This window comes from Caulobacter vibrioides (genome assembly GCF_002858865.1).
Taxonomy (GTDB): Bacteria; Pseudomonadota; Alphaproteobacteria; order Caulobacterales; family Caulobacteraceae; genus Caulobacter; species Caulobacter vibrioides.
The window spans coordinates 224,109-250,779 of sequence record NZ_PJRR01000014.1; the positions used below are offsets into that span (position 1 = coordinate 224,109).

General features: G+C 68.6%; 23 protein-coding genes and 1 tRNA gene. 12 read left to right on the forward strand and 12 right to left on the reverse strand.

Annotated features, from left to right (window positions below):
• Positions 1-20 precede the first annotated feature (20 nt).
• Together nagE and ptsP are read right to left on the reverse strand one after the other, a co-directional pair.
• Entirely contained in the window at positions 21-1,769 is a 1,749-nt protein-coding gene (gene nagE, locus CVUC_RS10750; protein WP_096032444.1) for an N-acetylglucosamine-specific PTS transporter subunit IIBC, read from the reverse strand.
• The gene (gene ptsP, locus CVUC_RS10755; RefSeq protein ID WP_233279811.1) at positions 1,766-4,309 is read right to left on the reverse strand and encodes a phosphoenolpyruvate--protein phosphotransferase; all 2,544 of its coding nucleotides are present in this window, start codon (positions 4,307-4,309) and stop codon (positions 1,766-1,768) included. The genes nagE and ptsP overlap by 4 nt, the downstream gene beginning before the upstream one ends.
• A 79-nt stretch (positions 4,310-4,388) precedes the next feature.
• Here ptsP and CVUC_RS10760 point away from each other — a divergent pair, with 79 nt between their 5' ends.
• From CVUC_RS10760 to manD, 5 genes are all read left to right on the forward strand, one after another.
• The gene (locus tag CVUC_RS10760) at positions 4,389-5,294 is read left to right on the forward strand and encodes a GntR family transcriptional regulator (protein WP_096032442.1); all 906 of its coding nucleotides are present in this window, start codon (positions 4,389-4,391) and stop codon (positions 5,292-5,294) included.
• Positions 5,295-5,331: 37 nt separating this feature from the next.
• Complete coding sequence (locus tag CVUC_RS10765; RefSeq protein ID WP_096032441.1) at positions 5,332-6,408, forward strand: SIS domain-containing protein; 1,077 nt, start codon at positions 5,332-5,334, stop codon at positions 6,406-6,408.
• The gene (nagA, locus tag CVUC_RS10770) at positions 6,408-7,571 is read left to right on the forward strand and encodes an N-acetylglucosamine-6-phosphate deacetylase (RefSeq protein ID WP_096032440.1); all 1,164 of its coding nucleotides are present in this window, start codon (positions 6,408-6,410) and stop codon (positions 7,569-7,571) included. The genes CVUC_RS10765 and nagA overlap by 1 nt, the downstream gene beginning before the upstream one ends.
• Positions 7,543-9,855 carry a GH92 family glycosyl hydrolase gene (locus CVUC_RS10775; RefSeq protein ID WP_096032439.1) on the forward strand — a complete coding sequence of 771 codons (2,313 nt, stop codon included), beginning with the start codon at positions 7,543-7,545 and terminating at the stop codon, positions 9,853-9,855. Before nagA ends, CVUC_RS10775 begins: the two co-directional genes overlap by 29 nt.
• Before the next feature lie 122 nt (positions 9,856-9,977).
• Positions 9,978-11,189 carry a D-mannonate dehydratase ManD gene (manD, locus tag CVUC_RS10780; protein ID WP_010918420.1) on the forward strand — a complete coding sequence of 404 codons (1,212 nt, stop codon included), beginning with the start codon at positions 9,978-9,980 and terminating at the stop codon, positions 11,187-11,189.
• A 221-nt stretch (positions 11,190-11,410) separates the two neighbouring features.
• Here the strand turns inward: manD and CVUC_RS10785 are convergent.
• Positions 11,411-11,487, reverse strand: a tRNA-Arg gene (locus CVUC_RS10785).
• A 253-nt stretch (positions 11,488-11,740) separates the two neighbouring features.
• Between CVUC_RS10785 and ggt the strand changes: the two genes are divergently transcribed.
• Complete coding sequence (ggt, locus tag CVUC_RS10790; protein WP_096032438.1) at positions 11,741-13,483, forward strand: gamma-glutamyltransferase; 1,743 nt, start codon at positions 11,741-11,743, stop codon at positions 13,481-13,483.
• Positions 13,484-13,542: 59 nt separating this feature from the next.
• Here the strand turns inward: ggt and CVUC_RS10795 are convergent, their stop codons facing one another.
• The 5 genes from CVUC_RS10795 to CVUC_RS10815 are packed head-to-tail and all read right to left on the reverse strand — an operon-like array spanning position 13,543 to position 17,700.
• Complete coding sequence (locus CVUC_RS10795; protein WP_010918418.1) at positions 13,543-15,048, reverse strand: sensor histidine kinase; 1,506 nt, start codon at positions 15,046-15,048, stop codon at positions 13,543-13,545.
• A 9-nt stretch (positions 15,049-15,057) separates the two neighbouring features.
• On the reverse strand, positions 15,058-15,795 hold the full coding sequence (locus CVUC_RS10800; RefSeq protein WP_096032437.1) for a TVP38/TMEM64 family protein: 738 nt from the start codon (positions 15,793-15,795) through the stop codon (positions 15,058-15,060).
• Positions 15,792-16,850 (reverse strand): quinone-dependent dihydroorotate dehydrogenase, encoded by a 1,059-nt coding sequence (locus CVUC_RS10805; RefSeq protein WP_096032436.1) that lies wholly within the window; start codon positions 16,848-16,850, stop codon positions 15,792-15,794. The genes CVUC_RS10800 and CVUC_RS10805 overlap by 4 nt, the downstream gene beginning before the upstream one ends.
• The gene (locus CVUC_RS10810; protein WP_096032435.1) at positions 16,847-17,191 is read right to left on the reverse strand and encodes a DUF952 domain-containing protein; all 345 of its coding nucleotides are present in this window, start codon (positions 17,189-17,191) and stop codon (positions 16,847-16,849) included. The genes CVUC_RS10805 and CVUC_RS10810 overlap by 4 nt, the downstream gene beginning before the upstream one ends.
• Entirely contained in the window at positions 17,188-17,700 is a 513-nt protein-coding gene (locus CVUC_RS10815; protein WP_096032434.1) for a SixA phosphatase family protein, read from the reverse strand. Before CVUC_RS10815 ends, CVUC_RS10810 begins: the two co-directional genes overlap by 4 nt.
• A 77-nt stretch (positions 17,701-17,777) precedes the next feature.
• Between CVUC_RS10815 and metX the strand changes: the two genes are divergently transcribed.
• The 3 genes from metX to CVUC_RS10830 all read left to right on the forward strand — a co-directional run bounded on the left by metX (position 17,778) and on the right by CVUC_RS10830 (position 20,495).
• Positions 17,778-18,926: a homoserine O-acetyltransferase MetX gene (gene metX, locus CVUC_RS10820; RefSeq protein WP_096032433.1), complete on the forward strand. Its 1,149-nt coding sequence runs from the start codon at positions 17,778-17,780 to the stop codon at positions 18,924-18,926.
• Between the two features lie 127 nt (positions 18,927-19,053).
• Complete coding sequence (gene metW / locus CVUC_RS10825; RefSeq protein WP_096032432.1) at positions 19,054-19,719, forward strand: methionine biosynthesis protein MetW; 666 nt, start codon at positions 19,054-19,056, stop codon at positions 19,717-19,719.
• Positions 19,716-20,495: an endonuclease/exonuclease/phosphatase family protein gene (locus CVUC_RS10830; RefSeq protein ID WP_096032431.1), complete on the forward strand. Its 780-nt coding sequence runs from the start codon at positions 19,716-19,718 to the stop codon at positions 20,493-20,495. Before metW ends, CVUC_RS10830 begins: the two co-directional genes overlap by 4 nt.
• On the opposite strand, the gene CVUC_RS10835 is transcribed toward CVUC_RS10830, so the two are convergent.
• From CVUC_RS10835 to CVUC_RS10845, 3 genes are all read right to left on the reverse strand, one after another.
• A complete protein-coding gene (locus tag CVUC_RS10835; RefSeq protein WP_010918410.1) occupies positions 20,452-21,969 on the reverse strand; it encodes a phospholipase D-like domain-containing protein in 1,518 nt (505 codons plus the stop codon). The two genes, CVUC_RS10830 and CVUC_RS10835, sit on opposite strands and share 44 nt — an antisense overlap.
• An 84-nt stretch (positions 21,970-22,053) precedes the next feature.
• On the reverse strand, positions 22,054-22,398 hold the full coding sequence (locus CVUC_RS10840) for a P-II family nitrogen regulator (protein ID WP_010918409.1): 345 nt from the start codon (positions 22,396-22,398) through the stop codon (positions 22,054-22,056).
• Positions 22,399-22,470: 72 nt separating this feature from the next.
• Complete coding sequence (locus CVUC_RS10845) at positions 22,471-23,277, reverse strand: class I SAM-dependent methyltransferase (protein WP_012639996.1); 807 nt, start codon at positions 23,275-23,277, stop codon at positions 22,471-22,473.
• Between the two features lie 65 nt (positions 23,278-23,342).
• Between CVUC_RS10845 and gloB the strand changes: the two genes are divergently transcribed.
• From gloB to CVUC_RS10860, 3 genes are all read left to right on the forward strand, one after another.
• Positions 23,343-24,092 (forward strand): hydroxyacylglutathione hydrolase, encoded by a 750-nt coding sequence (gene gloB / locus CVUC_RS10850; RefSeq protein ID WP_096032430.1) that lies wholly within the window; start codon positions 23,343-23,345, stop codon positions 24,090-24,092.
• The gene (locus CVUC_RS10855) at positions 24,089-24,559 is read left to right on the forward strand and encodes a cupin domain-containing protein (RefSeq protein ID WP_096032429.1); all 471 of its coding nucleotides are present in this window, start codon (positions 24,089-24,091) and stop codon (positions 24,557-24,559) included. Before gloB ends, CVUC_RS10855 begins: the two co-directional genes overlap by 4 nt.
• Positions 24,560-24,814: 255 nt before the next feature.
• Positions 24,815-25,255 carry a hypothetical protein gene (locus tag CVUC_RS10860; RefSeq protein ID WP_096032428.1) on the forward strand — a complete coding sequence of 147 codons (441 nt, stop codon included), beginning with the start codon at positions 24,815-24,817 and terminating at the stop codon, positions 25,253-25,255.
• 207 nt (positions 25,256-25,462) lie between these two features.
• Here the strand turns inward: CVUC_RS10860 and CVUC_RS10865 are convergent, their stop codons facing one another.
• Entirely contained in the window at positions 25,463-26,452 is a 990-nt protein-coding gene (locus tag CVUC_RS10865) for a LacI family DNA-binding transcriptional regulator (RefSeq protein WP_205685765.1), read from the reverse strand.
• Positions 26,453-26,671: the final 219 nt, after the last annotated feature.

A 26,671-nucleotide genomic window follows, 5' to 3' on the forward strand; every position in this document is an offset into this window, starting at 1 on the left:
TGGGCTGCGGCGCGCTTATCCTAGGGTCGAAGCACCTCCGCGATCCGCTCGGCGTGGGGGCCGATGATGATGTGGACGGCGCCGGGCGCGACGGCGGCGAAGCCGCGCACGCCTGCGGTGTGAAGGGCGGCTTGATCGACGCGTTGGGGGTCGTTGAGGACGACGCGCAGTCGGCTGGCGTGGACGGAGAGGTCGCGGAGGTTGTCGGCGCCGCCGAGGGCGGCCAGGAGGGCCTTGGCCGCCTGGGAGACATCGGGAGCCGGCGCGGTGATCGGCGCGGGCGGAGCGCTGATGGCGTGCCGGATCTCGCCGGCGACGGTGTCGGCGATGGGCCCCAGCACCACCTGCAGGGCCTTGTCGGAGGGCCGGACGACGCCCCGGGCGCCCAGCGCCTTGAGGGCCGGCTCGTTGACCAGGCCCTGGTCGACCACGATCAGCCGCAGACGGGTGGTGCACGCATCGACGCTGACCAGATTGGCCGCGCCGCCCAGCGCCGCCAGCATGTCGGCCCCGCGCCCGCCGCCGGTGGTCACCGCCTGGGCGGAGGGCGGCGCCTCGTCCTCGCGGCCGGGGGTCTTCAGGTCAAAGCGCAGGATCGCGAACCGGAAGACCCCGTAATAGAGCGCGCCATAGACCAGCCCCACCGGGATCAGCAGCAGCGGGCGCGTGGCCTTGTTGAAGTTCAGCACATAGTCGAACAGACCCGCCGAGAACCCAAAGCCCAGCTTGACGTCCAGCATGTTCATCAGGGCCATCGACAGGCCCGTCAGCAGCGCGTGGATGGCGAACAGCACCGGCGCCAGGAACATGAACGTAAACTCGATCGGCTCGGTCACGCCCGTCAGGAACGAGGTCAGGGCCAGCGAGCCCAGCATCCCCGCCACCGCCTTGCGACGCTCGGGCCGCGCGGTGTGCAGCATGGCCAGGCACGCGGCCGGCAGGCCGAACATCATCACCGGGAAGAACCCGCTCATGAACGCCCCGGCGGTCTTGTCCCCGGCCGCGAACCGGTTGAGGTCGCCGGTGACCCCGTTGAAGTCGCCCAGGATGAACCAGACCACATTGTTGAGGATGTGGTGCAGGCCCGTGACGATCAGCAGGCGATTGAGCAGGCCATAGACGACCAGGCCCAGATCGCCCGACGCGGTGACCAGGCCGCTGAGCCCGTCGACGCCGGCCTCCAGCGTGCTCCAGAACGCGCCGAACAGCAGGGCCAGGACGACGCCGGCCAGGCCCGCCACGATCGGCACGAACCGCCGGCCGCCGAAGAAGGCTAGGTACTCGGGCAGCTGGATGGTGCTGTAGCGGTTGTACAGCGCGCCGCTGATCACGCCCGACAGGATGCCCACCGGGATCGACAGCTTGCCGATCTCCTTGGCCTTCCAGGCGGCTATGGCGAGATCCTTGGCTCCCTCGACCGCCTTGGCCGCCACCTCGGGCGGGGCGACCAGCAGCGCCTCCACCCCCTTGGTGGCGATGACATAGCAGACCACGCCCGCCAGGCCGGCGGCGCCGTGGTTCTCGCGGGCCAGGCCCACCGCCACGCCGATGGCGAAGATCAAGCCAAGGCTGGCGAAGATCGCCCCGCCGGCCGCGCCGAAGGTGTTGGCCACCGACAGCGACATCCCGTGGGTGGCCGCCGCCAGGGCCGGCGCGCCCAGCAGGTCCGGCTGGCCGATGCGCAGGAGCAGCGCCGCCACCGGCAGCACCGCGATCGGCAGCATCAGGGCCCGGCCCAGCGGCTGCAGGATCTCGAGCGGAGACCTCATGGGTTCAAGCCTCCGAGGGGGGTGTTGGTCTGGCCTTGCACGAGCGCGCGGACCGCCTGCGGCGAGGTCTGCTCCAGGGCCTGGGCCGCCAGGGCGCGGCAGGCCTCCAGCGACAGCGCCCGCACCCGGGCCTTCACGTCCGGCGCGATCGAGGCCGTGGTCGACAGCTCGGCGACCCCAAGGCCCAGCAGGATCGGGGTGGCGTCCAGGTCCGAGGCCAGGCCGCCGCACACCCCCACCCAGCGATGATGCCTGGCTGCGCCCTGGCAGGTCTGGTCGATCATCCGCAGCACCGCCGGGTGCAGGGCGTCGATGCCGGCGGCCAGTTCGGGGTTACCCCGGTCCATGGCCAGCACGTACTGGGTCAGGTCATTGGTGCCGATCGACAGGAAGTCGGCCTCGGCCGCCAGCAGGTCGGCGGTGACGGCGGCGGCCGGGGTCTCGATCATCACCCCCAGCTGGACGCGATCGGTGATCCCAAGCTCGCGCTTGGCCTCCTCCAGCACCGCGCGCACCGCGCGCAGCTCATCAAGGCTGGCCACCATCGGGACCATGATCTTGCACTGGCCCCGCGGCTCGACCCGCAGGATGGCGCGCAGCTGGGCCTTCAACAGATGCGGCCGCCACAGGCTGACCCGCACCCCGCGCAGGCCAAGGGCCGGGTTCTCCTCGGCCGGGATCGGCAGGTAGGGCGCGGCCTTGTCGCCGCCGACATCCAGCGTTCGGATGATCAGGGGCCGGCCGTCCAGGGCCTCGGCGATGGCCTGGTACTGGCGGGCCTGCTCGTCCTCGTCGGGCGGCGTGTCGCGGTCCAGGAACAGGAACTCGGTGCGCAACAGGCCCGAGCCCTCGGCGCCGTTGGCCACGGCGGCCTGGGCGTCGGCGACCGAGCCGGTGTTGGCGAAGACCTCGATACGCACCCCGTCGCGCGTCACCGCCGGCTCATGGGCGGCGGCCTTGGCGGCGGCCTTGCGCTGCTGGCGTTGGGCGAGCGCCGTCTGCGCGGCCTCCAGGGCCTTGGCGTCGGGGGCCACGCGCAGGGTTCCCGCATCGGCGTCCAGGATCAGGGTCGCCCCGTCCTTGACCTTCGACAGCGCCCCGCCGACGGCCACCAGGGCCGGGACGCCCATGGCCGCGGCCAGGATGGCCACGTGCGAGGTGGGCCCGCCCCGCGCGGTGGCGAAGCCGGCGAGGGCGGCGGGGTCTGCGCCCATCAGCTGCGAGGGCAACAGCTCGTCGGCCAGCAGGATCGAGCCCGGCGCCAGCGCCGCGCCCGTCTCTTCCTCGCCGCTGAGGGCGCGCAGGACCTGGCGTTCCAGGTCGATCAGGTCATCGACCCGTTCGGCCATGCGGCGATCGCCCAGCGCCTGCAGCGCCTGGACATAGCCGCCCACGGCCCGGCGCCAGGCAAAGCCTGCGCTCTTGCCGTCCACGATCAGGCGATGGGCGCCGGCATAGAGTTCGGGATCGTCGAGGAACGCCTGGTGGGCCGCCAGGATCGCCTTGCGGGCCTTGTCGCCGGTCTCGGCGGCCTTGCCGATCCGGGCGCGGACCGTCTCCAGGGCCGCGACCAGGGCCGCTTCCTCGTGGGCGACGCCCTCGCCGGCCTCGCGCACCACGATCTCGGCGGTCGACAGCCGCACGGCCTTGCCGATGGCCAGGCCCGGCGCGGCCGGCACGCCCTTCAGCACCCCGTCGCGCGGCAGTGGCGCGGGCGGGGGCGGTTCGGAGGGTTCTGTCTTGGTCGGGGAGGTCTTGGCGGCCACCGGCGCGCCCTCGCCCATGCCGCCTTCGATCAGCTCGGCCAGGGCCGCCACCGCCGCCTGGGCGTCCGGTCCCGAGGCCAGCAGCTGGATCGTGTCGCCATGGCGGATGGCCAGGGACATCAGCCCCACCGGGCTCCTGGCGTTGGCCCGGCGCGGGCCGGTCACCAGGGTCAGGTCCGACGCGAAGGTCTTGGCCATCTGCGCGATCCGCGCGGCCGGGCGGGCATGGATCCCGTGGGCCAGGGGCACGATGATCTGGCGGGTGATCTGGTCTGCGGTTCCGGACGCAGCGGCGAGCGATGCGCCCGCGATCGGCGACAGCTCCATCAGGAACTGGCCCACGCCGATCTGGCGGTCCTGGTCGCGGCGCACGATCTGGAAGGCCTCGCCGTTGGTGATCACCACCGGCGTGATCAGGCTGCGGGCCCGCTGAGCCAGGAGGTCGAGGTCGAAGCCGATCAGCCGATCGCCCGCCTTCACCGTCTGGCCTTCCTCGACAAAGACCTCAAAGCCCTCGCCGTTCAGCGCCACGGTCTCCAGGCCCACATGCATCAGGATCTCTGCGCCGTTCGTCGCCCGCAGCGTCACCGCATGGCGCGCCCGGTGCACGCTCACCACCGACCCGTCGCACGGCGCGTGCAGCGTCGAGCCCAGCGGATCAATCGCCAGCCCATCGCCCAGCATACGCTCGGCGAACACCGCATCCGGCGCCTCCTCCAGCGCCGAAACCCAGCCCTGCAAGGGGGCCGTGAGCACCAAAGCTGACATCTGAATCCCCCTTTCCGCCAGCGTCCAACCGGCGGGACGCACTACATTCCATTTTAATACCATTTGGCAAGGCCACTTTTGCAATTTGGCAAGGACACCCTTTCATGGCCCGCGAATTTGCTGCTATAACGGCATATGTTCGCGAGGCTTCGAGGTCAGCCGTCTTGATCTACCGATGGTCGATTGGTCTCATATTGGCATCCCGCGAAGCCACCTTTCGGAAGCCCCCGAACGCAGGAGTCGGCGCGACGTGTCTCTTTCCAAGCGCATAGGCTTCGCCCACGGCGCGGTGCCCGCTCCTCTATACCTGCAACTGCAGCGCGCGCTGCGCGAGGCGATCGAAGTCAAGATGCTTGCGCCCGACGACGCCCTTCCGCCGGAACGCGACATGGCCGAGGACTTCGCCGTGTCGCGGATCACGGTCCGCAAGGCGCTGGAGGGCCTGGTCAGCGAAGGCCTGCTGACCCGTCGCCAGGGCGCGGGCACTTTCGTGGCCGCCCGGGTCGAGAAGAACTTTTCGAAGCTGACCTGCTTCACCGAGGACATGCGCTCACGCGGCCGTGCGCCCGCCAGCGAGTGGATCACCCGCGCCGAGGGCGCGGTGACCCCGGAAGAGGCCTTGATGCTGGGCGTCTCGCCCAACACGCCGGTCTATCGCTTTCACCGCATTCGCATCGCCGACGGCGCGCCGATGGCGGTCGAGTATACGACCATCGCCGGCTTCGCCCTGCCCTCGGCCGACGCCGTCAAGGACTCCCTCTACGAGGCCATGGCCGCGACGGGCCATCGACCAACCCGCGCCTTGCAGCGCCTGCGCGGGGTGCTGATCTCGCGCGAGCACGCCTCGCTGCTGGGCGTGAAGCCGAAGGACGCCGGGCTGCTGGTCGAGCGACGCGGCTACTTGCGGGACGGGCGGGCCGTCGAAATCTCGCATTCCTACTATCGAGGCGACGCCTACGACTTCGTCGCCGAACTGAACGACGCAACCTGAACGGCGCTGACGCGCATCTTGCCAAAGGACCACGAGCTTGGAGGCGACTGTCTTGACCCGTCCCGAGGGCGCCGCGCCGGCGCGGCTTTCGCCTGAAGACACGCGCATGTTCCAGGAAGCCGGGGAAGGCGCGGCCGTCGTCCGGACGCTTCTGACCGCCAACGCCGAGCGCGTCGCGGCCCTGGCCGAGCGGCTGCGCGCCCACCCGCCCCGGGTCGTGGTGACCTGCGCGCGCGGCAGCAGCGACCATGCGGCCACCTTCGCCCGCTATCTGATCGAGACCAAGGCCGGGGTGCTGACCTCATCGGCCGGCCTGTCGGTCAGCTCGGTCTATGACGCCTCGCCCAATCTGGAGGGGGCCCTCTGCCTGGCGGTCTCGCAGTCGGGCAAGAGTCCTGACCTCCTGGCTTCGGTGAAGGCCGCCAAGGCGGCGGGCGCCTATGCGGTGGCGTTCGTCAATGTCGAGGACTCCCCCCTGGCGGCCCTCGCCGATGTGGTGATCCCGCTGCACGCCGGTCCGGAGCTGTCGGTCGCCGCGACCAAGTCCTACATCGCCGCCCTCGCCGCCATCACCCAGCTCATCGCAGCCTGGACGCAGGACGAGGCGCTGACGGCGGCGCTCGAAGGCCTGCCCCTGCAGCTGGAGGCGGCCTGGAATCTGGACTGGTCCAGCGCTGTCGAGGGCCTGCGCCACGCTATCAATCTCTATGTGCTGGGGCGCGGCGTCGGGTTTGGCGTCGCGCTGGAGGCGGCCCTGAAGTTCAAGGAAACCTGCGGCCTGCACGCCGAGGCCTTCAGCGCCGCCGAGGTCCTGCATGGTCCGATGGCCCTGGTGAAGGAGGGCTTCCCCGCCCTGGTCTTCGCCCAGAACGACGAGAGCCGCGAGAGCGTGGTCGAGATGGCCCAGGGGCTGCGCCAGCGCGGCGCCAGCGTGCTGATGGCCGCCCCGGGCGACGACGCCCCCGGAGGCCTGCCCACGCCCCTGTCGCATCCGGTGCTGGAGCCGATCCTGATGGTCCAGAGCTTCTACCGCATGGCCAACGCCCTTTCGGTGGCGCGCGGTTACGATCCCGACAGCCCGCCGCACCTCAACAAGGTCACCGAAACGCTCTGATGCCGATCGCTCTCGTCAATGGTCGGGTCCTGACGCCGGCGGGCTTTGTCAGCGGCAAGGCGGTGCTCGTGGAGAACGGCGTGGTCGTAGCGCTGCTCGACGCCAGGGACGTTCCGGCCGACGCCCAGCGCCACGACCTGGGCGGCGACCGCCTTGTCCCGGGCTTCATCGACACCCAGGTCAACGGCGGCGGCGGGGCGCTGTTCAACGACGCCCCCACGGCGCAGACCATCGCCACGATCGGCGAAGCTCATCGCGCCTATGGCACGACCGGGTTCCTGCCGACCTTGATCAGCGACGATCTCGAGGTGGTGGACGCCGCGCTACGCGCCACCGAGGACGCGATCGCCCAGGGCGTTCCGGGCGTTCTGGGCGTGCACATCGAAGGGCCGTTCCTGAACCCCAAGCGCAAGGGGATCCACGACGAAGCCAAGTTTCGGGTGATCGATGAGGACGCGATCGCGCTGCTCTCATCGCTCAAGCGCGGCAAGCTGCTGTTGACCCTGGCGCCGGAACGCACGACGCCCGACATCATTGCGCGCCTGGCCGCCGCCGGCGTCATCGTCGCGGCGGGCCACACCAACGCGCACTACGAGACCATGCGGCGGGCGCTGGATCATGGCCTGACAGGCGTAACCCACCTGTTCAACGCCATGTCGCCCCTCACGAGCCGCGAGCCCGGCGTGGTCGGCGCAGTGCTGGAAAACCAGAACGCCTGGGCCGGGATCATTGTCGACGGGCGTCACGTCGATCCGGTGACCCTTAAGATCGCTCTGCGGACCCGTCCGCTGGACCGCTTCATGCTGGTCACCGACGCGATGCCCACGGTCGGCTTGACCAACAAGCGGTTCAACCTGCAAGGCCGCGAGATCGTGGTTCGCGACGGGGTCTGCGTCGATGAGGCCGGCACCCTGGCCGGCTCGGACCTGGACATGGCCGCCGCTGTCCGCAACGCCGTCTCGATGCTGGGCCTGACGCTGGAGGACGCGGTCATGATGGCCTCGGCCGCCCCGGCGGCCCTGCTGGGCCTTCAACAGCGGCGCGGCGCCATCGCGCCGGGACTGGCCGCAGATTTCTGCCGACTCGATGACGCCCTGAACGTCACGAGCACCTGGATCGACGGGAAGGAAACACATGCCCGACAAGAGGCTCTGCTGGTCTAAGCGCTCCCTGGCGCTGGCCCTTACATTGGCGATCGGCTGCGGACAGGCCGCGTGGGCTCAGCCCGCGACCGACCTGCTGGCCAAGGTCGATCCGTTCGTCGGCGTCGACGGCGGCGGCGTCACCGGCGGCAACACCGTGCCCGGGGCCGGCGCGCCGTTCGGCTTCGTGTCGCTCAGCCCCGACACCACCAACGCCGACACCAACGGCTACGACTCCAGGAGCCCGATCATGGGCTTCAGCTACACCCATGTCAGCGGCACGGGCGGGTCGGGCAAGTACGGCAACTTCCGGGTGACGCCGACGGTCGGCCCGTTGCGCGTCAATCATCTGCACTTCGGCAAGACCGACGAGCGCGCCTCGCCCGGCTATTACACGGTGGGCCTGGGCAACACCGACGCCGAACGGATCAAGGTCGAGCTGACCGCCACGCGGCGGGTCGGCCTCCAGCGTCTGACCTATCCGGCGAGCGCCGAGAGCCACCTGATCTTCGACGTCAGCTCGGTGATCGCCATGCGCGGCCGAGGCCAGCGCGTGCGCCTGGCCAAGGTGGAGCTGATCAACGACCACACCCTGGCCGGCGAGGTCACGGTCGAGGGCGGCTGGAACCCCACGCCCTACACGCTCTATTTCCACGCGGTCACCGACCGCCCGGCCAAGGCCTTCGGCGCCTGGAAGGCCGGCCAGGGCTGGATGGAGACCAAGCCGGGTCCCGGCCGCTCCGAGGGCGGCGTCCAGGTCAAGAGCGCCGCCAATCGCCTGGGCCTGATGATCGAATACGACACCGAGCGCGAGTTCTCCAATCGCCTCGGGGCCTACCTGACCTTCGACACCACCGCCAACCGCCAGGTCCAGATGAAGCTGGCGGTGTCCTTCATCAGCGCCGAAAAGGCCCGCGCCAATCTGGACGAGGAAGCGCCGGGCTGGGACTTCGACGCCACACACCGCACCACCGAGGCGCAATGGTCCGACGCCCTTGCCAAGATCCGCGTCGAGGGCGGCCGCGAAGAGCAGCAGCGCATCTTCTACTCCGCGCTCTATCGCTCCCACACCATGCCGCACGACCTGACGGGCGAGAATGTGTGGTGGACGTCCGACGAGCCCCACTACGAAGACTTCTACACCCTGTGGGACACCTTCCGCACGCTGCACCCGCTGCTGACCATCATTCAGCCCCAGCGTCAGCGGGACATGATCCGCTCGCTGCTGGACACCTACAAGCACACCGGCTGGATGCCCGACTCGCGCATCGCCGGCGCCAACGGCATGACCCAGGGCGGCTCGAACGGCGACATCCTGATCGCCGACGCCGTCAGCAAGAAGCTGGGCGGCTTCGACGTGAACCTGGCCTATGAGGCGATCCTCAAGAACGGCGAGATCGACAGCGACAAGCCGTTCATGCAGGGCCGCGTGCTCAAGGACTATCTGAAGCTGGGCTATGTGCCCTTCACCGAGACCCGCTCGGCCTCGCGCACCCTGGAATACGCCTATAACGACTTCGCCATCGCCGTGGTCGCCAAGTCCCTGGGCAAGACCGAGGACGCCAAGCGCTATCTGGCCCGCTCCGGAAACTGGAAGAACCTGTGGGACGACGCGATCGGCTGCGTTCGCCCCCGCTATCCGAACGGCGAATGGGTCGAGAACTACAGCTGCACCTACGACTATCCCGACCGTTCGGGTCCATGGTGGGATGCGGTGTTCTACGAAGGCAACTCGCTGCAGTACTCGAGCTTCGTGCCGCAGGACGTCGCCGGCCTGATGGCCAAGACCGGCGGTCCGGACGGCTTCGTCAAATGGCTCGACCACCTGTTCGACGGTCACTATTCGCAGAGCAACGAGCCGGATCTGCTCGCGCCCTATCTCTACATCCATGCGGGGCGGCCCGATCGCACCCACGAGATCGTTCGTGGACTGATGGCCAAGCACTACCGCCTCAGCCGCACCGGCCTGCCCGGCAATGACGACGCCGGCGCCATGTCCAGCTGGTACGTCTGGAACGCGATGGGCCTCTATCCCAACGCCGGACAGCCCTTCTACTACCTCTCCGCGCCCATCTTCGCGCGCAGCCAGATCAGCCTCGAGGGCGGCAAGACCTTCGTGGTCTCCGCGCCCAATACGTCTGATGAGAACCGCTACATCGTCGGCGCCAAGCTCAACGGCAAACCGCTTGAGCGCGCCTGGATCTCGCACGACGAACTCGCGCGGGGCGGCGTGCTGGAACTGACCCTTGCCCCTGCGCCCGGAGCTTGGGGAAAGAGCCTTCCCAAACCGCCTCAGGGGCTTTGAGGGCGCGATGGCCCGGTCGCTGCGAACGCCGCGCCGGGCCGCCGCAAGCCCCTAGAAATTTGTCAGACAACTCGTTATAATTGGTCAGGCCACTTAAGGCCGCACTCAGCAACGCCAGGTCCATGCTCAAGATCATCGACGCCAAGGTCATCGTCACCTGCCCCGGCCGCAACTTCGTCACCCTGAAGATCACGACCGAGGACGGGATCACCGGCGTCGGCGACGCCACCCTGAACGGCCGCGAGCTGTCGGTGGTCAGCTTCCTGCAGGACCACATGGTCCCCAGCCTGATCGGCCGCGACGCCCACCAGATCGAGGATATCTGGCAGTTCTTCTATCGCGGGTCCTACTGGCGCGGCGGCCCGGTGGCCATGACCGCCCTGGCGGCTGTCGACATGGCGCTGTGGGACATCAAGGGCAAGGTCGCCGGCCTGCCCGTCTACCAGCTGCTGGGCGGGGCCTGCCGCACCGGCGTCACCGTCTATGGCCATGCCAACGGTGAGACCATCGAGGACACCATCGCCGAGGCCGTGAAGTACAAGGCAATGGGCTACAAGGCCATCCGCCTGCAGACGGGCGTGCCGGGCCTGGCCAGCACCTACGGCGTCTCCAAGGACAAGATGTTCTACGAGCCGGCCGACAACGACCTGCCGACCGAGAACATCTGGTCGACCGCCAAGTATCTCAACAGCGTTCCCAAGCTGTTCGAAAGGGCCCGCGAGGTCCTGGGCTGGGACGTCCACCTGCTGCACGACGTCCACCACCGCCTGACGCCGATCGAGGCCGCGCGCCTGGGCAAGGACCTGGAGCCCTATCGCCTGTTCTGGCTGGAAGACTCGGTTCCGGCCGAGAACCAGGCCGGCTTCCGCCTGATCCGCCAGCACACCACCACGCCCCTGGCCGTCGGCGAGATCTTCGCCCACGTCTGGGACGCCAAGCAGCTGATCGAAGAGCAGCTGATCGACTATCTGCGCGCCACCGTCCTGCACGCCGGCGGCATCACCAACCTGAAGAAGATCGCCGCCTTCGCCGACCTGCACCACGTCAAGACCGGCTGCCACGGCGCCACCGACCTGTCGCCGGTGACCATGGCCGCGGCCCTGCACTTCGACATGTCGATCACCAATTTCGGCCTGCAGGAGTACATGCGCCACACGCCGGAGACCGACGCGGTCTTCCCGCACGCCTACACCTTCAGCGATGGTATGCTGCATCCGGGCGACAAGCCGGGCCTGGGCGTCGACATCGACGAGGACCTGGCCGCCAAGCACCCCTACAAGCGCGCCTACCTGCCGGTGAACCGTCTCGAAGACGGCACCATGTTCAACTGGTAACCCCCTGTCGGCCGGGGCGCGGCCTTGCCGCGCTCCGGCGGCTTTCCTTGCGCGTCCTGACCCGCAGGCTCAGCGGACGCCCACGCACGACCAGACCCGCCAGACCCGCGGCTGGCGAAGCATGCGCACGACACCAAGACCGGTGCGATAAGCGCAGCAAACTCTATTGTGGAAATGCGCCAAGTCTTCCGGGCTCGTCCGGTTTCGAGCTTTGGGAAGAATGGCGCGCCCGGAACGATTCGAACGTCCGACCCTCAGATTCGTAGTCTGATGCTCTATCCAGCTGAGCTACGGGCGCGCACTGCCTTGCGGCGAGGCGGGGGAGATAGCCCAGCCATTCCGGGGACGCAAGCCCGGTTTGAAGGATAATTTCGAAAAGTTTCGCGCACCGATGTTCGCGGAAGCGCAAAGCCTTGCGCAGCGGGGGTTCAGGGACGGCGTTTGGGGTCGCGGGCGGCCTATCGGGGCGTGACAGCGCCACAGGTTTGGTGTCCATGGAAACATCCAGGACGGCGGGCAGGCCGTCCCTAGCGCCCGTCATGAGGATCCGTATGCGTCGTTTGGCTTCCCTGCTCGCCCTGTCCGCCGCGCTGCAACTCTCCCTGGCCCCGGTCGCCGCGCTGGCCGAGTCGATCCCGCTGGCGATGCCGACGCCCCGCCCGGCGGCGACCTCCACCCCGGCCAAGGGCATGGTGGCCGCGGCCAATCCGCTGGCCGTCGAGGCGGGCCTGCGCGTGCTGCGCGACGGCGGCTCGGCGGTCGACGCGGCGGTGGCGATCCAGGCGGTGCTGAGCCTGGTTGAACCGCAGAGCTCGGGCCTGGGCGGCGGCGCGTTCCTGATGGCCTATGACGCCAAGACCGGCAAGATCACAGCCTATGACGGCCGCGAGACCGCGCCGAGCGCCGCGACGCCCGATATGTTCATGGGGCCGGAGGGCAAGCCCCTGTCCTTCGTGAAGGTGCTGCTGTCGGGCCGCTCGTCGGGCGTGCCGGGCGCGGTGGCCATGCTGGCCCAGGCGCAGAAGGATCACGGCAAGGTCGCCTGGAGCACGCTCTTCAAGGACGCCGAGACCCTGGCCGCCGACGGCTTCGTGGTCAGCCCGCGCCTGGCGGGCATGATCAACAGCCCGCGCGCGCCCCAGGCCTCGCAGCCCGACGCGGTCAAGTATTTCACCAAGCCGGACGGGACCCGCTACAAGGCCGGCGACGTGCTCAAGAACCCGGCCTATGCTGAGACGGTGCGCCGGATCGCCGCTGAGGGGCCCTCGGCGCTGTACGAGGGGCCGATCGCCCAGGCCATCGTCGAGCGCCTGCGCGAGGGCGAGCTGCCCGGCAGCATGACGCTGGAGGATCTCAAGCGCTACAAGCCGCGCGCCGGTGCGCCGCTGTGCCGTCCGTGGAAGGTCTACACCGTCTGCGTGCCCAACCCGCAGTCCAGCGGCCTGGCCATCATCCAGGCGCTGCAGATGCTGGAGCACACCGACATCGGCAAGCGCGGTCCCACCGATCCCGTGGCCTGGACCCTGCTGGCCCAGGCCGAGCGGGTGATGTACGCCGACCGCGACCGCTATGTGGGCGATCCCGACTTCGTGACCGTGCCGGTCGAGGGCCTGCTGGAACCGAAATATGTCGCCCAGCGCGCCAAGCTGATCACCGACAAGGCCGGCCCGGCGCCGTCGTTCGGCCAGCCCAAGGGCGCGCCCAAGGTGGGGGTCGATGCGACCCACGAGCCGGGCGGCACGACCCACTTCGTGGTGGCGGACACGCAGGGCAACGTCGTCTCGATGACCACCACGGTGGAGAGCATCTTCGGCAACGGCCGGATGGTGGGCGGGTTCTTCCTCAACAACCAGCTGACCGACTTCTCGTTCTCGCCGGTCGAAAAGGACGGCGCGCCGGCGGCCAACGCCATCGCCGGGGGCAAGCGGCCTCGCTCGTCGATGGCCCCGCTGATCGTGCTGGACAAGAAGGGCAAGTTCCTGGCCGCCGTCGGCTCGCCGGGCGGCAACGCCATCCTGTCCTACAACCTGAAAGCCATGGTCGGGCTGTTCTACTGGAACCTGAACATGCAGCAGGCGGTGTCGCTGCCCAACCTGGTGGCCCGCGGCGAGAACTTCTCCGGCGATGCGGACCTGTTCGGACCAGAGATGCTGGCGGCCCTGAACGCGCGCGGCGTGACCGTCAAGGTCGGCCAGCTGGAGACCTCAGGCCTGCAGGGCGTGATCGTACGTCCGGGCAATGTGCTGGAAGGCGGCGCTGACCCGCGTCGCGAGGGCGTGGCGAAAGGGCTCTAGATATCTGATCTCAGAGCCCGTTTATCGGGTTTAGAGGTTCCATCTGAACCCGACAGGCTCTAGCCGGCTGGAGCGTCGGCGGCCCGATCGCCCGGTTCGGACGGCGTTTCCGGCAGGGGATCGGGCGCGCCGGACAGCGTCAGGTCGAACACCGAGCCCCCGGGCCCGGTTTCCACCAGCGCCAGATCGCCGCCATGACCCTGGGCCAGCTCCCGGGCGATGGCCAGGCCAAGGCCGGTGCCGCCGCGACGCACCGAGCCCACGAACGGCTGGAAGAGGTTGGCGCGGGCGCGCTCGGGCACGCCGGGCCCATCGTCGGACAGGCGCAGGACGCTCGAGCCGTCGGCCCGTCGCAGCTCGACGAACACCTTGCCCTTGCCGCCCCGGTCGGGCGCGCCCTCGATGGCCTCGCGGGCGTTGCGCAACAGGTTGGTGAGGATGCGGTGCAGTTGGTCCGGATCGGCCAGCACCTGCTCGCGAGGACCGATCACCGTCTCCAGGCTGACGCCCTGCGCCGACAGCCCCGCGTCCTCGGCGGCCATGTCGAGGGCCGGACGCAGCGGGATGACCCGAATGACCGGCTCGGGCTCTTTGGACTTGCCATAGGCCATGACGTCGGAGGCCAGGTTGATGGCGCGATCGAGGGCGCGTTCCAGGCGCGGCAGGGCCTGGGCCACCTTGGGGTCGCCCAGAGCCGCTAGACGGTCCGAAGCCATCTGGGCGCTGGTCAGCATGTTGCGCAGGTCGTGATTGATCTTGGCGACCGCCTCGCCCAACGCGGCCAGGCGCGCCTTGGAGGACAGCGCCGCCAGCAGGTCGGCCTGCATGCGGTCGAGCTCGAGCTCGGCGCGGCCGATCTCGTCACGCCGGTTGGAGAGGACGATGCGCGCTGCCGGGTCGTCAGGATCGCTGCGGAACGCCTCCATGGCGCGGGTGATGCGCTGCATCGGCCGTACCAGGAAGATGTTGAGGAAGGCGTAGACCAGCACGCCGGCCAGGGTGGCCACGAAGATCGTCACGCCCGCCAGCTGCCAGAAATAGGCCACGAGCCTGGCCTTCAGAGGCGCGTCGGGCAGCACCACCTCGATGAACTCGGCCTTGCGGAAGCGCGGCTCGGCCATAACACGGACCATGGAGCCCTTGGGGCTGGTCAGGGTGTAGAACGGCGCGGCCAGCCATGAGCCGGGGTTCTGGCGGCGAAGATCGACGAGGTAGGGCGTCTCGAACGGCTGCTTGGGCGGCAGGACGAGACGACGCGCGCCGTCGACCTGAACCGCCACCGTGACGGCGCCGGCCTGATCGAACATCTGGTTGGCGACCGCGTCGCTGACCCGCAGCTCCGGATCGGACTCGGCGATGGTCGAGGCCAGTTCCCCAGCGCGGACCCGGTCCAGGAGCCACTGCTCCTCATAGGCCGCCAGAGCCGGCGGCAGGATCAGCAGGCCGCCGAAGTTGACGACCACGGCGGTGAACAACAGCAGGCGCGCCGACAGACCGCCAGGCCACGGAAAGCGCTTCCGGGGCTTCTGGGTTTTGTCTTCCGAGGGCGAGCCGGGTTCGACCATCCGGGGCGGTTACTTCTCGTCCAGTGACGCGACGTCGCGCCCATTGCGCCAATGGCGCCACAACGGCGGCAGAAACGCCAGAACGCCCATGCCAATGATCGGCAGATAGATGCGCGGCGACAAGAGGCTTTCCACGGTCACCGGACCGCCCTTGGCGAACACATGACCCAGGCCCGCACCGATTCCGGCATAGACGAAGGAACTGGGGATCATGCCCAGCACCGAGGCCAGCAGAAAGGTGCGCACCCTGACGTTCATCACGCCGGCCGCGACATTGACCGCCAGCAGCGGAAAGGCCGGGATCAGGCGCAAGGTGAGCAGATAGTTGAAGGCGTCGCCCTTAAGGCCCTCGGCGATCCGGGCGATGAAGGCGCTGGACTTGAAGGGCAAGGCCTCGCCAAAGGCGGTGCGGAACACCAGGAAGGTCACGGTCGAGCCGCCCGTCGCGCCGGTGACCGCCGCCAAGCCGCCGCCGATGGGCCCGAACAGGAAGCCGCCGGTCAGCGACAGGATCAGCGCGCCCGGCAACGAAATCGCCACCGTGCCCACATAGACCGCCAGATAGATCGCTGCGCAGAGCAGCGGATTTTCATGTGCGAAGGCCTGCAGCTGGGTCCCGCGAAGCCGCAGCTCTTCCAGAGAGATGTGCTCGACCAAGCCGCTGGCGAAGGCGGCCGCGCAGAGAACCGCGACCACCGCAAGGGGCCCGAAGCGACGCACGCGCGTCAGGACCTCGTCACGGCTCATGCAGCGCCGATCGCGTCCTCGACGGCGGCGAAGCCATCGGCGCGAAGACGAGCGGCGAGGTCGCGCTTGATCCGGGTGACCAGGCCCGGCCCGCCATAGACGAGCGCCGAGTAGAGCTGCACCGCTCGCGCGCCGGCCCGGATCTTGGCGTAGGCGCCCGCCCCGTCGGCCACCCCGCCGGCGCCGATCAGCGCCACCCGGCCGGCGGCGGCCGCATGGAAGCGCGCCAGAACGGCGGTCGAGGCCTCCAGCAGCGGCGCGCCCGACAGGCCGCCACTCTCGCCGGCGAAGCGCGACCTCAGCGTCTCGGGCCGGGCGATGGTGGTGTTGCTGACGATGATGGCGTCGAGCCCCGCGCCGACCACGGTTTCGACGATGGCTTCGACCTCGCCGTCCTCCAGGTCAGGGGCGACCTTCAGGAAGATCGGATAGTCGGCGCCGGACGCGACCTTCAGCGCCGCGCGGGTTTCCGCCAGACGACCGAGCAGCTCCTCCAGCGCCGCCTTGGTCTGCAGCGCGCGCAGGCCCGGCGTGTTGGGCGAGGAGATATTGGCGGTGAAATAGTCCGACAGGCCCCACAGCCGGGTCAGGCCGGTCACATAGTCCTGGATGCGATCAGTCGCGTCCTTGTTGGCCCCGATATTGGCGCCGACCACGCCGCCGCGGCCCTGACGCGCCGACAGGCGCTGGGCGAAGGGCTCCAGGCCGCCGTTGTTGAAGCCCATGCGGTTGATCACCGCCTGATCCTCGGTCAGCCGGAAAAGCCGGGGACGCGGATTGCCGGCCTGGGCCAGCGGCGTGACCGTGCCCGCCTCCACAAAGCCGAAGCCGGCGGCCAGCATGGCGTCGGGAACCTCGGCGTTCTTGTCGAAGCCGGCGGCCAGACCCACGCAGTTGGGCAGCTCCAGGCCGGCGATCTTGACCGCCAGGATCGGATCATCCGGCTGCGCATCACGCGGGCCAAGGCCCCACTTGAGCCCTCGAATGGCCCAGCCGTGAGCGTCCTCGGGATCGAAGGCATGGAGCGCGCGGGCGGCGATGTCGTGAAGGCTCATGCGAGATGGTCGCCCAGTTGCGGCACGCCGTCGGCGTCCAGGTCGAGATCGGCTTCGCGCGTCACCTCGGAAACGAGGAGCGGACGATAGAGATGGGGGAACAGCGCCCCGCCGCGCGAGGCTTCCCACTTGAGATCCTCGCCCAGCGGCTCGGCCTCGACGGCCAGCAGGACGAGGTTCGCCTGGCCCTTGAACCATTTGGCGGCGGTCTCTTGCGCCTGATCGCCGGCGGACAGGTGAATGAAGCCGTCAGCCAGATCGACGGCCGAGCCCTCGAAACGCCCCTGGGCCTTGGCGGCGTCCCATTCGGCGTGGGACAGGATCTTGTAGATCAGGGTCATTCGCCGCCCATCCCGCCGTTCTCGTTGACGTAAAGCAGATGCTCCAGGCGCGGGGTCTGGGTTCCGTCCCAGGCCAGCACCACGACCGTCGAGGTCGGAAAGCGGCTCCGCAGCTTGTTGCTCTGGATCGGCGAGGCGCCCGCCTGCACCGCCAGCCGCAGGGCCAGCTCGTGCATGCCCGGATTGTGGCCGACCACCATCACCGTGCCGGCGGCGTCCACCGCATCCTCGACGGCCTGAAGAATCTCTTCCGGATCGGCGTGATAGAGATCACGCAGGTGCTCCACGCGCGCCTTGGAGAAATGCGCGGCCACCTGCTCGGCGGTCTCGCGGGTGCGCCGCGCCGACGAGACCAGGAAAAGATCCGGCTCATAGGCCAGACCCGCCAGCACCCGCCCCATCAGGGACGCATCAGCGCGCCCGCTCTCGGCCAGGGCGCGCTCGAAGTCGCCGCCGCTCTGGGCGTGCCGTTCGGCCTTGCCGTGGCGCATCAGGATCAGTCGCTCCATGCGCCCTCCATAGCCGTCCCTCGCCCTGTCAGGAAGCCGGCGGTTGACACCTTCTTCGCCAAGCGCTCCAAGGCGGCATGGCTGCGCTCGATCCGATCACGCCCGCCGGCGGGGGAACCTGGCGGTTTCCTGCGAATGAACCTCTGCGGCTGGACTCCGGAGGCGTCATCGAAGGTCTGGAGATCGCCTACCAGACCTACGGCCAGCTGAACGCGGACAAGTCCAACGCCGTCCTGATCTGCCACGCCCTCACGGGCGACCAGCATGTGGCCTCGCCCCACCCCACCACCGGCAAGCCCGGCTGGTGGCAACGCCTTGTTGGTCCCGGTAAGCCGCTGGATCCCGCGCGGCACTTCATCATCTGCTCGAACGTGATCGGCGGCTGCATGGGCTCGACGGGCCCGGCCTCGATCAATCCGGCCACGGGCAAGACCTATGGCCTGTCGTTCCCGGTCATCACCATCGCCGACATGGTGCGGGCCCAGGCCATGCTGGTCTCGGCGCTCGGGGTCGAGACCCTGTTCGCCGTGGTGGGCGGCTCGATGGGCGGCATGCAGGTCCAGCAATGGGCCGTGGACTATCCTGAGCGCATGTTCAGCGCCGTTGTGCTGGCCTCGGCCTCGCGCCACTCGGCCCAGAACATCGCGTTCCACGAGGTGGGCCGCCAGGCGATCATGGCTGATCCCGACTGGCGCGGCGGCGCCTATGCCGACCACGGCGTACGCCCCGAAAAGGGCCTGGCCGTGGCCCGTATGGCCGCGCATATCACCTATCTGTCCGAGCCCGCCCTGCAGCGAAAGTTCGGCCGCGAGCTGCAGCGCGACGGCCTGTCCTGGGGCTTTGACGCCGACTTCCAGGTCGAGAGCTATCTGCGCCATCAGGGGTCCAGCTTCGTCGACCGGTTCGACGCCAACAGCTATCTCTACATCACCCGGGCCATGGACTATTTCGACATCGCCGCCAGCCATGGCGGGGTGCTGGCCAAGGCGTTCACCCGAGCGCGGAATGTGCGCTTCTGCGTGCTGAGCTTCTCCAGCGACTGGCTCTATCCGACCGCCGAGAACCGCCACCTGGTTCGCGCCCTGACCGCCGCCGGGGCCCGCGCGGCCTTCGCCGAGATCGAGAGCGACAAGGGCCATGACGCCTTCCTGCTGGACGAACCGGTGATGGACGCCGCGCTGGAGGGCTTCCTGGCCTCGGCCGAACGCGATCGGGGGCTGGTTTGAAGGCGCATTTTGCAATCCTCCCCCCAGCGGGGGAGGTGTCGGCGCAGCCGACGGTGGGGGAAGTCCTGCCGGCGGGGTTTCTCCCCCCTCCGGTCCTGCGGACCGCCTCCCCCACGGGGAGAGGATTTTGATGACCTCTATCCGCGAGGACTTCCGCGAAATCCTGCGCCTGGTGCGCCCCGGCTCACGCGTGCTGGACGTCGGCTGCGGCGAAGGCGCTCTGCTGGACCTCCTGGCCCATGAAAAGCAGGTGGACGCCCGCGGCCTGGAGCTCAGCGCCTCGGGCGTAGCCGCCTGCATGGCGCGTGGCCTGTCGGTCGTGCAGGGCGACGCTGACCTGGATCTCGACCACTTCCCCGATCGCTCGTTCGATTATGCGGTGCTGTCTCAGACCCTGCAGGCGACGCGCAATCCGCGTCACGTGCTGGACGAGCTGCTGCGCATCGCTGATCGGGCCATCGTCTCGTTCCCGAACTTTGGCCACTGGCGCGTGCGCTGGTCGCTGCTGAGCCGTGGCCGGATGCCCGAGACCAAGGCCCTGCCCCTGCCCTGGTGGTCGACCCCGAATATCCACCTGTGCACCCTGGCCGACTTCATGGCCCTGACCCAGGATCTGAACCTGCGGGTCGACGCCAGCGCCGCCTTCGCCGGCAAGGGCGCGGCGCGGCCGATGAACCCGACCAGCGCCTGGGAGAACTGGCGCAGCGAAACCTGCCTGTTCATGCTCAGCCGCAACAGCGCGCCGCCGATCCGGGAACTTCCGCCAAGCTCGGGCGATCTCTTCGACGGATGAAGACGTTTCGTCTGATGACCTACAATGTCCACCGCTGCGTGGGCACGGACCGCAAGCTCGATGTCGAGCGGGTGGCCGAGGTGATCGCGGCCGAACGGCCGGACGTGGTCGCGCTGCAGGAACTGGATGTCGGCCGCGCCCGCACGCAAAGTGTCGATCAGGCCCACCGTCTGGCCGAGCTTCTGAAAATGAGCTTCCACTTCCATCCGGCCATGGCCGTCGAGGAAGAGCTCTACGGCGACGCGATCCTGACCGCGCTGCCTGAGCGCCGTATCAAGGCCCAGGGCCTGCCGCTCTATCGCCGGGTGCCGGGCCTTGAGCCGCGCGGCGCCCTGTGGATCGAGGTCGAGGTCGGCGGCGCCAAGGTCCAGATCATCAATACCCACCTAGGCCTCGTGCCCCAGGAACAGAAGCGCCAGGCCGCCGCGCTGCTGGGCCCCGAATGGATCGGCGATGAAGCCTGGAGGGCGCCGGGCGTCTTGCTCGGCGACTTCAACGCCACGCCCTACTCGGCGACCTATCGCATGCTGAGGACCGCGCTGCGTGACGCCCAGGCGCCGAGTCCGGCCTGGTTGCGGCCCGCCACCGCGACCTTTCCCTCAAGCTTTCCGTTCATGCGGATCGATCATGTGTTCGTGACCAAGGGCCTGGAGACCCGCGCGGTCAGTTCGCCCTATGACGCCCGGGCGCGCATAGCCTCAGATCACCTCCCCCTGGTGATCGATCTGGAAATCACGGACGCAGGTGACCGGGCGGCAGAGGCGGCGGCGCGGTAAGGCGGGCAAGGTCGGCACGCAGACGCTTGCGACGCCCCCATGGCCGCCAGGCGTCATCGGGCGTCATCGCGTCGCCCAGGTTCCAATCGGCGATGAACTGCTGCACGCGGGTCAGTCTTCGCGTCGGGACGGGCCGAAGTCGCCGCGGCGGACCGCCATGGGCGTCCAGCGCATTGATCGCCGCCGCCAGCCCGCCCTCGCGCTCCATCGCTTCAAGCACGTCGAGCGCCGAGCGATCGATGAAATGGCCGATCAGGCGCCCGAGGAAGCCTCTGATCGTCTCACGCTCCAGATCATCGCGGGCCTCGAACGCCAGGTCACACTCGCTGTCGAGACCGATCGAGCGGTTGTTGAGATTGGCCGACCCGATCCGCAACACCTCATCGTCGATGATCGAGACCTTGGAATGGACGATGATCGGCCCACCCTTGGGCGTATGGGCCGAAAACGCCGTGAACCGGTGATGGAGATCGACCTCGCGCAGCCTGTTGATGGCGGCCGTGCGGGCGCTGTCCATGGTGATCTGGTCGAAATAGCTGGGGCTGCGCGCGGGTCCGATCGTCACGACCTCGGGACCATCGGGCTCGGCCAGACGCTCGGCCAGGGCTTCGACGAGCAGCGGCGAGGTGACGTACTGGTTTTCCAGATAGATGAGGCGCTTGGCGCGGCGGATGGCGGACAGGTGCAGCAGCATGCACTCGGTGATCTCCGGCCGCCCCCGCCAGGCGGCGGAGGTGCGAGCCACCGCCACCGGCGCGCGCCGCAGATCCGGAACCAGCCCCGCCGGCCATGGCGGCTGGTCAGGGCGGACAGGCCGCGCGATGGCGTCACCGCCCGACGCGCGCCAGCGATCGACAAACAGATCCGCCATGGCCTCGCCCGCCCGTCCGTCGACCAGCATCGAAACCTCGTGGCGCGCGGGATAGCGTCGACCGGTCGGCAGGCGCCTTAGCGGGTTTTCGTCGAGGTGCCGGGTATCATCCCAGCGATCGACGCCGATGTCGCCGCCGCTGACCAGCGCGGTCACGCCGTCGATGATCACCGCCTTCTGATGATGGCAGGCGCTGGCCGGCAGGGTGGCGTCCAGCCTGTACTTGACCCGCGATCCGGCAAAAAAGGCCGCGCCCCGGTGTGGCCCGAACATCTGCGCGGCGGCGATCGGGAACGGCATGTCCCAGGTCAGCACCCGCACATCCAGAGCCGGATTGAGGGCGGCCTGTCGACGCAAAATCAAACCGATGCGATCGGCCGACCGGGGATCCCCGCTCTTGCGCACCCGATCAGGGTCGAGCCGGGTCAGCGGATCGAACACCCAGGCCAGGATCCAGATCGACTTGCGCGCCGCCAGCAACAGCGGCTTCAGCGCATCGAAGGCTTCGTCATTGTCGATAAGCAGGGCGACGCGGTCTGCGGGCTCGACCCGCCAACAGTTGTAACCCGGTTGAAAGACGGAAGCGCGCTCGACCATGTCCACCCTAAACCCGCAACTCCAGCAGGAACGCGCGTGAAGGTGTTATGGCTCCGCTTGAGCGCGCCGTCTTGTGAACTCTTGTTTGGGTCAGCCGGCGATCGCCGCGGCGTCGCGCTCGCCGGTGCGGATCCGCAGGGCCTGTTCCAGGTCCATGACGAAGACCTTGCCGTCACCGATCTTGCCGGTGTTGGCGGTGCGCTGCAGGGCCTCGATCACCGGCTCGAGCACGTCGGTCGGCACCGCGATCTCCAGCTTCACCTTGGGCAGCAGCTTCACCTCGTATTCGGCGCCCCGATAGACCTCGGTCTTGCCCTTCTGACGGCCATAGCCGCGCACCTCGGTGACGGTCAGGCCAGACGCCCCCGCCTCGGTGACCGCTTCGAGCACCGCATCCAGGCGGCTCGGCTTAATCACGGCGACGATCATCTTCATGGCGCGGCTCCAGCGAGCGAACGGTTTCTACGAGTCCAAGCTAGGCGTCGAGACGCTTCGCTCCAAGTGCGTTCAGCGATCAAGACCGCTCGGCGCCTTATGAACGGGCGCCGTGTTGACCGGAACAGGGCGCTCGCCGGTCTGGCGGGCGGGCGTCGGCCCCGCCGGACTTGGCAGCAGCACGCCCGGCGCGAAGACGCGGGCCCGCGCCCGGTGCCCCCTGGGCTTGACCGCGAAGGTCTGCTTGATCGCCTCCATCAGGATCACGCCGGCAAAGCGCGGCCACAGGGTGGCGCCGACCTGCTCGAAGCCCTCGGCCCAGCTCGACATGGCGGCCAGCGGCGGGACATAGAGCGCCCTTGTCCAGCCCGCCGGCTCCAGCTCGGCCTCGCGGATCAGGCTTTCCAACTGGCTGCGGCTGTAGGGGCGACCATGGCCGAACGGCGTGCGCTCGGCGCCTGCCCACACCCCGTCGCGGGACGAGACGGCGACGATCAGGCGCCCGGTCGGCGCCATGACCCGCCCGATCTCGGCCAGCAGGGCGGCCGGGTCGTCGGCTTCCTCCAGCGCATGGACCGCCAGGACGCGGTCGAACAGCGCATTGGGCAGCGGCAGCGCCGCATCTTCGACAAGGCACGCCTGATTGCGCCCGCCCTGCGGCCAGACCTCGACGCCCTGCTGGGCCGGCATCGCGGCGACCACGCGACGGGCCTTGGCGCGGGCCGCGTCCAGGAAGGGCGTCGCATAGCCCACGCCCAATACGTCGAGGTCGCGGGTGTCACCCCAGGCCTCCTCGACCTTGCGCGTCAGCATGGTCCGCGCCACACGGCCCAGCGGCGAGGCGTAGAAGGCCCTGAGATCGAGCACGTCGCGACGCATTGAGTCTCCCGAACCACGAGGCCTTCGTTGTAGGCTCCCCCGCGTCACCGCACCAGAGCACCCCTATGGCCCTGACCGTCCACCAGTTCCCCTGCCTGTCCGACAACTACGGCTTCCTCGTTCGCGACGAGGCCAGCGGCAAGGTCGCCACGATCGACACCCCCGACGCCGAGGCCATCCTCGCCGAACTGGCCAAGCTGGGGTGGTCGCTGGACCTGATCCTCAACACCCATTGGCATCCGGATCACGCCGGCGGCAACGAGACGCTCAAGACGGCCACCGGCGCGACGATCGTGGGGCCCGCCGAGGTCACGCGCATCGCGCCCCTCGATAGACTGGTCCGCGACGGCGAGGAGGTGATGCTGGGCGACACGCGCCTCACGGTCATCGACACCGGCGGGCACACGCTGGGGCACGTCAGCTACTACGACGCCGAGGACGCCATCGCCTTCGTCGGCGACACCCTGTTCGCCCTGGGCTGCGGTCGACTGTTCGAAGGCACGGCCGAACAGATGTGGGATTCGCTCGGTCGACTGATCGCCTTGCCGGACGAAACGACCGTCTACTGCGCCCACGAATACACCGCCTCGAACGCCCGCTTCGCCTTGTCAGTGGACAGCTCCGCCGCCCTCGCCGCGCGGGCCGAGGCCGTGTTCGCCGCGCGCGCGCGCGATGAGGCGACCGTTCCGACCACGATCGGGGTCGAGAAAGCCACCAATCCCTTTCTGCGCGCGCCGCTGCTGAGACCGGACGCGCCATCGCCGGCTCAAGCTTTCGCCGAAATCCGCGCGGCCAAGGACAGTTTCAAAGGATGAACGACATGACCAAGCCAGGCCTGGGACTCTCTGGCGATCTGGGCGCCCAGGAGATCGTGCGGATGCTGGACCTGCAGCCGCATCCTGAGGGCGGCTGGTACCGGCAGACCTTTCAGGACGCGCCCGGCCCTGACGGCCGCGCCGCCTCGACCTGCATCTACTACCTGCTGGAAGCCGAGCAGATGTCGGCCTGGCACCGCGTCGACGCCGTCGAGACCTGGCACTATTACGCCGGCGCGCCGATCTCGCTGACGCTCTCACCGCCTGACGGCAAAGGGGCCAGCGCCTATGTGCTGGGCCCTGACCTGCGCGCCGGATGTCGCCCGCAGGTGATTGTCCCGACCTTGTGGTGGCAGACGGCGGTCAGCCTGGGCGCATGGACCCTGGTCGGCTGCACCGTCGCGCCAGGGTTCAGGTTCGAGGGCTTCGAAATGGCGCCGCCGGACTGGACCCCGTCGACGGGCTGATTCCCCAGCGACAATCGCCACGCGCCTTGTCCCAGATCAGGGCGCGACGCCGTCCTGCAGCCTAATCTAGCGTGCGCCCGAGCGTTGGTCCGCATGCCGGGCTGAACCGCCGCGCGCGCCTGCGTCAGCGTGTCGCAGGCGCTCAAAGCGGGTACCCATTGTGGGCAACTCCGTCACGTGGCCTCGTTACAGGGACCATGCAATCCTTTTCTGGATTCTGGATAAGAGCCGACGCTGGGGGGAACCAAGTCGCCTATGTCTGAAGAGTACGCCAACGCTCGCGCCGCATCGCGCTACGCGACCGACTACATTCTGCGCTGGGTCGAGATCGCCAACGAGGTCCACGGCTCGGACCTTCTCTACGCGCTCGTGTTCACCACGCTCTGGGCGGGCAACTGCTCGCATATCCGCGGTGGCCACTATGCCGAGATCGACGAGGTGCCGCCCGATCACGAGCGCCGACCGCTGACGGTCCGGCAGGTCGCCGATTCCCTGGGCCTTCCCTACGAGACGGTGCGCCGCCGCTTCGTCGAGATGCTGGAGAAGGGCATGGCCCAGCGCGTGGGCCGTGAAGGCTTCATCGTTCCGCAGTCCGCCCTGGCCAAGCCCGAAGTTCTGCAGGGCCTGCGCCGATCGCACCAGAGCCTGACCCGCTTCCTCAAGGACCTGAAGAGCATCGGCATCGAGGCGGCATAGAGCCTGCTCGGCTGCAGACCTCACGCGCGGGAGAGCGTTTTCCGATCAGCGTGAAACGGCGATCGGGTCGAAGAGCGCTCTAACCGCCTGAAATAGAAACTCTTTTATCCAATCTGACTGATTCAGTCAGATCGGAAAGAGCCCTAAATGTTTGATTTTAGAGCCTGTTTATCTGGTTTAGATGGTTCCATCTAAACCAGACAGGCTCTAGACGCTGCTGCCGCGTACGACCAATTCGACGGGCGACAGGGTCGACTCCGCCGGCTCGCCCGCCATGCGCGCGAACAGCCGGTCGACCATCTGGCGCGCCGCGAACTCCAGATCCTGTCGCACCGTGGTCAGCGGCGGCGCGCTGTGGCGGGCCAGCACGATGTCGTCGAATCCGACCACCGCCACGTCGCGCGGAACGCTCCTGCCGGCTTCCGTCAGCGCGGCGATCGCGGCCAGGGCGATGACGTCGGAGAAGGCGAAAACCGCGTCGAAGTCGGCGCCCGTGGCGATGAAGTCGGCGATCGCCTCGCGGGCCTCGTCCATCGTGTAGTGGGCTGACACGACCAGGGCGGGATCGAAGGCAAGCCCCGCCTCCGCAAGGCCCTGCCGATAGCCCTCGAACCGCTGGGCGGCTTCCGGCGCATGGGTGGCGCCCAGAAAGGCGATCTTCCTGCGCCCCGCCTGCGCCAGATGCGCGACCGCCAGGCGACCGCCGGCGACATTGTCGCTGCCGACGGCGCAGTAGGCCTGCCCCGGCAGTTGAGCGCCCCATACGACGAGGGGCTTGTAGGTCTGGGCGACGGCATTGAGCACGTCATGCTGGTTGCTTTGCCCGATCAGAAGCAGTCCATCGGCGCGATGGGCCTGGATGATCCGCTCCAGCCAGCCGGTCTCGGTCACGACCACCTTGTGCAGCAGCACAGCGTAGTTTCTGCGCGTGATCTCATCGGCCAGTCGCCCGATCATCTCCAGAAAGAACGGATCCGAGATCAGCTGACCCGTCTCGTGGCCCAAAGGAATGATCACCCCGATCGTGTCGGTCTTGCGCAGTCGCAGGGATCGCGCCGACTGGTTGACCACATAGCCGTGCGTCTGGGCGATCTCCACGATCTGATCGCGCAACGGCTTGGGGATCAGGGGGTTGCCCGCCAGAGCGCGCGACACCGTAGAGATCGACACGCCCGCCATGCGCGCGATGTCGGCCATTTTCAGACGGCCTCTATCGGGCGCCGGGGCAGTCTCGGAGTTCACCATGAAACGACAATAAGACCCTGCGATCGCGCGAAAAGGCCCGCTGGAGTCGCATGACGCAAGGTTGAGTTCGCGTGTCGACACCTTCGAGGACGGATCGACTACCGCCCGACTCAAGCCCAGTAAACCGCTGCTGAGTCTTTATGGTTACACTCAAAGAACGGCGTTCGCCAA

Coding starts and splice junctions, on each gene's coding strand:
- nagE (WP_096032444.1), bottom strand. CDS start 1,769: ATGAGGTCTCCGCTCGAGATCCTGCAGCCGCTGGGCCGGGCCCTGATG.
- nagA (WP_096032440.1), top strand. CDS start 6,408: ATGCCGATCGCTCTCGTCAATGGTCGGGTCCTGACGCCGGCGGGCTTT.
- CVUC_RS10775 (WP_096032439.1), top strand. CDS start 7,543: ATGCCCGACAAGAGGCTCTGCTGGTCTAAGCGCTCCCTGGCGCTGGCC.
- manD (WP_010918420.1), top strand. CDS start 9,978: ATGCTCAAGATCATCGACGCCAAGGTCATCGTCACCTGCCCCGGCCGC.
- ggt (WP_096032438.1), top strand. CDS start 11,741: ATGCGTCGTTTGGCTTCCCTGCTCGCCCTGTCCGCCGCGCTGCAACTC.
- CVUC_RS10795 (WP_010918418.1), bottom strand. CDS start 15,048: ATGGTCGAACCCGGCTCGCCCTCGGAAGACAAAACCCAGAAGCCCCGG.
- CVUC_RS10800 (WP_096032437.1), bottom strand. CDS start 15,795: ATGAGCCGTGACGAGGTCCTGACGCGCGTGCGTCGCTTCGGGCCCCTT.
- CVUC_RS10805 (WP_096032436.1), bottom strand. CDS start 16,850: ATGAGCCTTCACGACATCGCCGCCCGCGCGCTCCATGCCTTCGATCCC.
- CVUC_RS10810 (WP_096032435.1), bottom strand. CDS start 17,191: ATGACCCTGATCTACAAGATCCTGTCCCACGCCGAATGGGACGCCGCC.
- CVUC_RS10815 (WP_096032434.1), bottom strand. CDS start 17,700: ATGGAGCGACTGATCCTGATGCGCCACGGCAAGGCCGAACGGCACGCC.
- metX (WP_096032433.1), top strand. CDS start 17,778: ATGGCTGCGCTCGATCCGATCACGCCCGCCGGCGGGGGAACCTGGCGG.
- CVUC_RS10830 (WP_096032431.1), top strand. CDS start 19,716: ATGAAGACGTTTCGTCTGATGACCTACAATGTCCACCGCTGCGTGGGC.
- CVUC_RS10840 (WP_010918409.1), bottom strand. CDS start 22,398: ATGAAGATGATCGTCGCCGTGATTAAGCCGAGCCGCCTGGATGCGGTG.
- CVUC_RS10845 (WP_012639996.1), bottom strand. CDS start 23,277: ATGCGTCGCGACGTGCTCGATCTCAGGGCCTTCTACGCCTCGCCGCTG.
- gloB (WP_096032430.1), top strand. CDS start 23,343: ATGGCCCTGACCGTCCACCAGTTCCCCTGCCTGTCCGACAACTACGGC.
- CVUC_RS10855 (WP_096032429.1), top strand. CDS start 24,089: ATGAACGACATGACCAAGCCAGGCCTGGGACTCTCTGGCGATCTGGGC.
- CVUC_RS10860 (WP_096032428.1), top strand. CDS start 24,815: ATGTCTGAAGAGTACGCCAACGCTCGCGCCGCATCGCGCTACGCGACC.
- CVUC_RS10865 (WP_205685765.1), bottom strand. CDS start 26,452: ATGGCCGACATCGCGCGCATGGCGGGCGTGTCGATCTCTACGGTGTCG.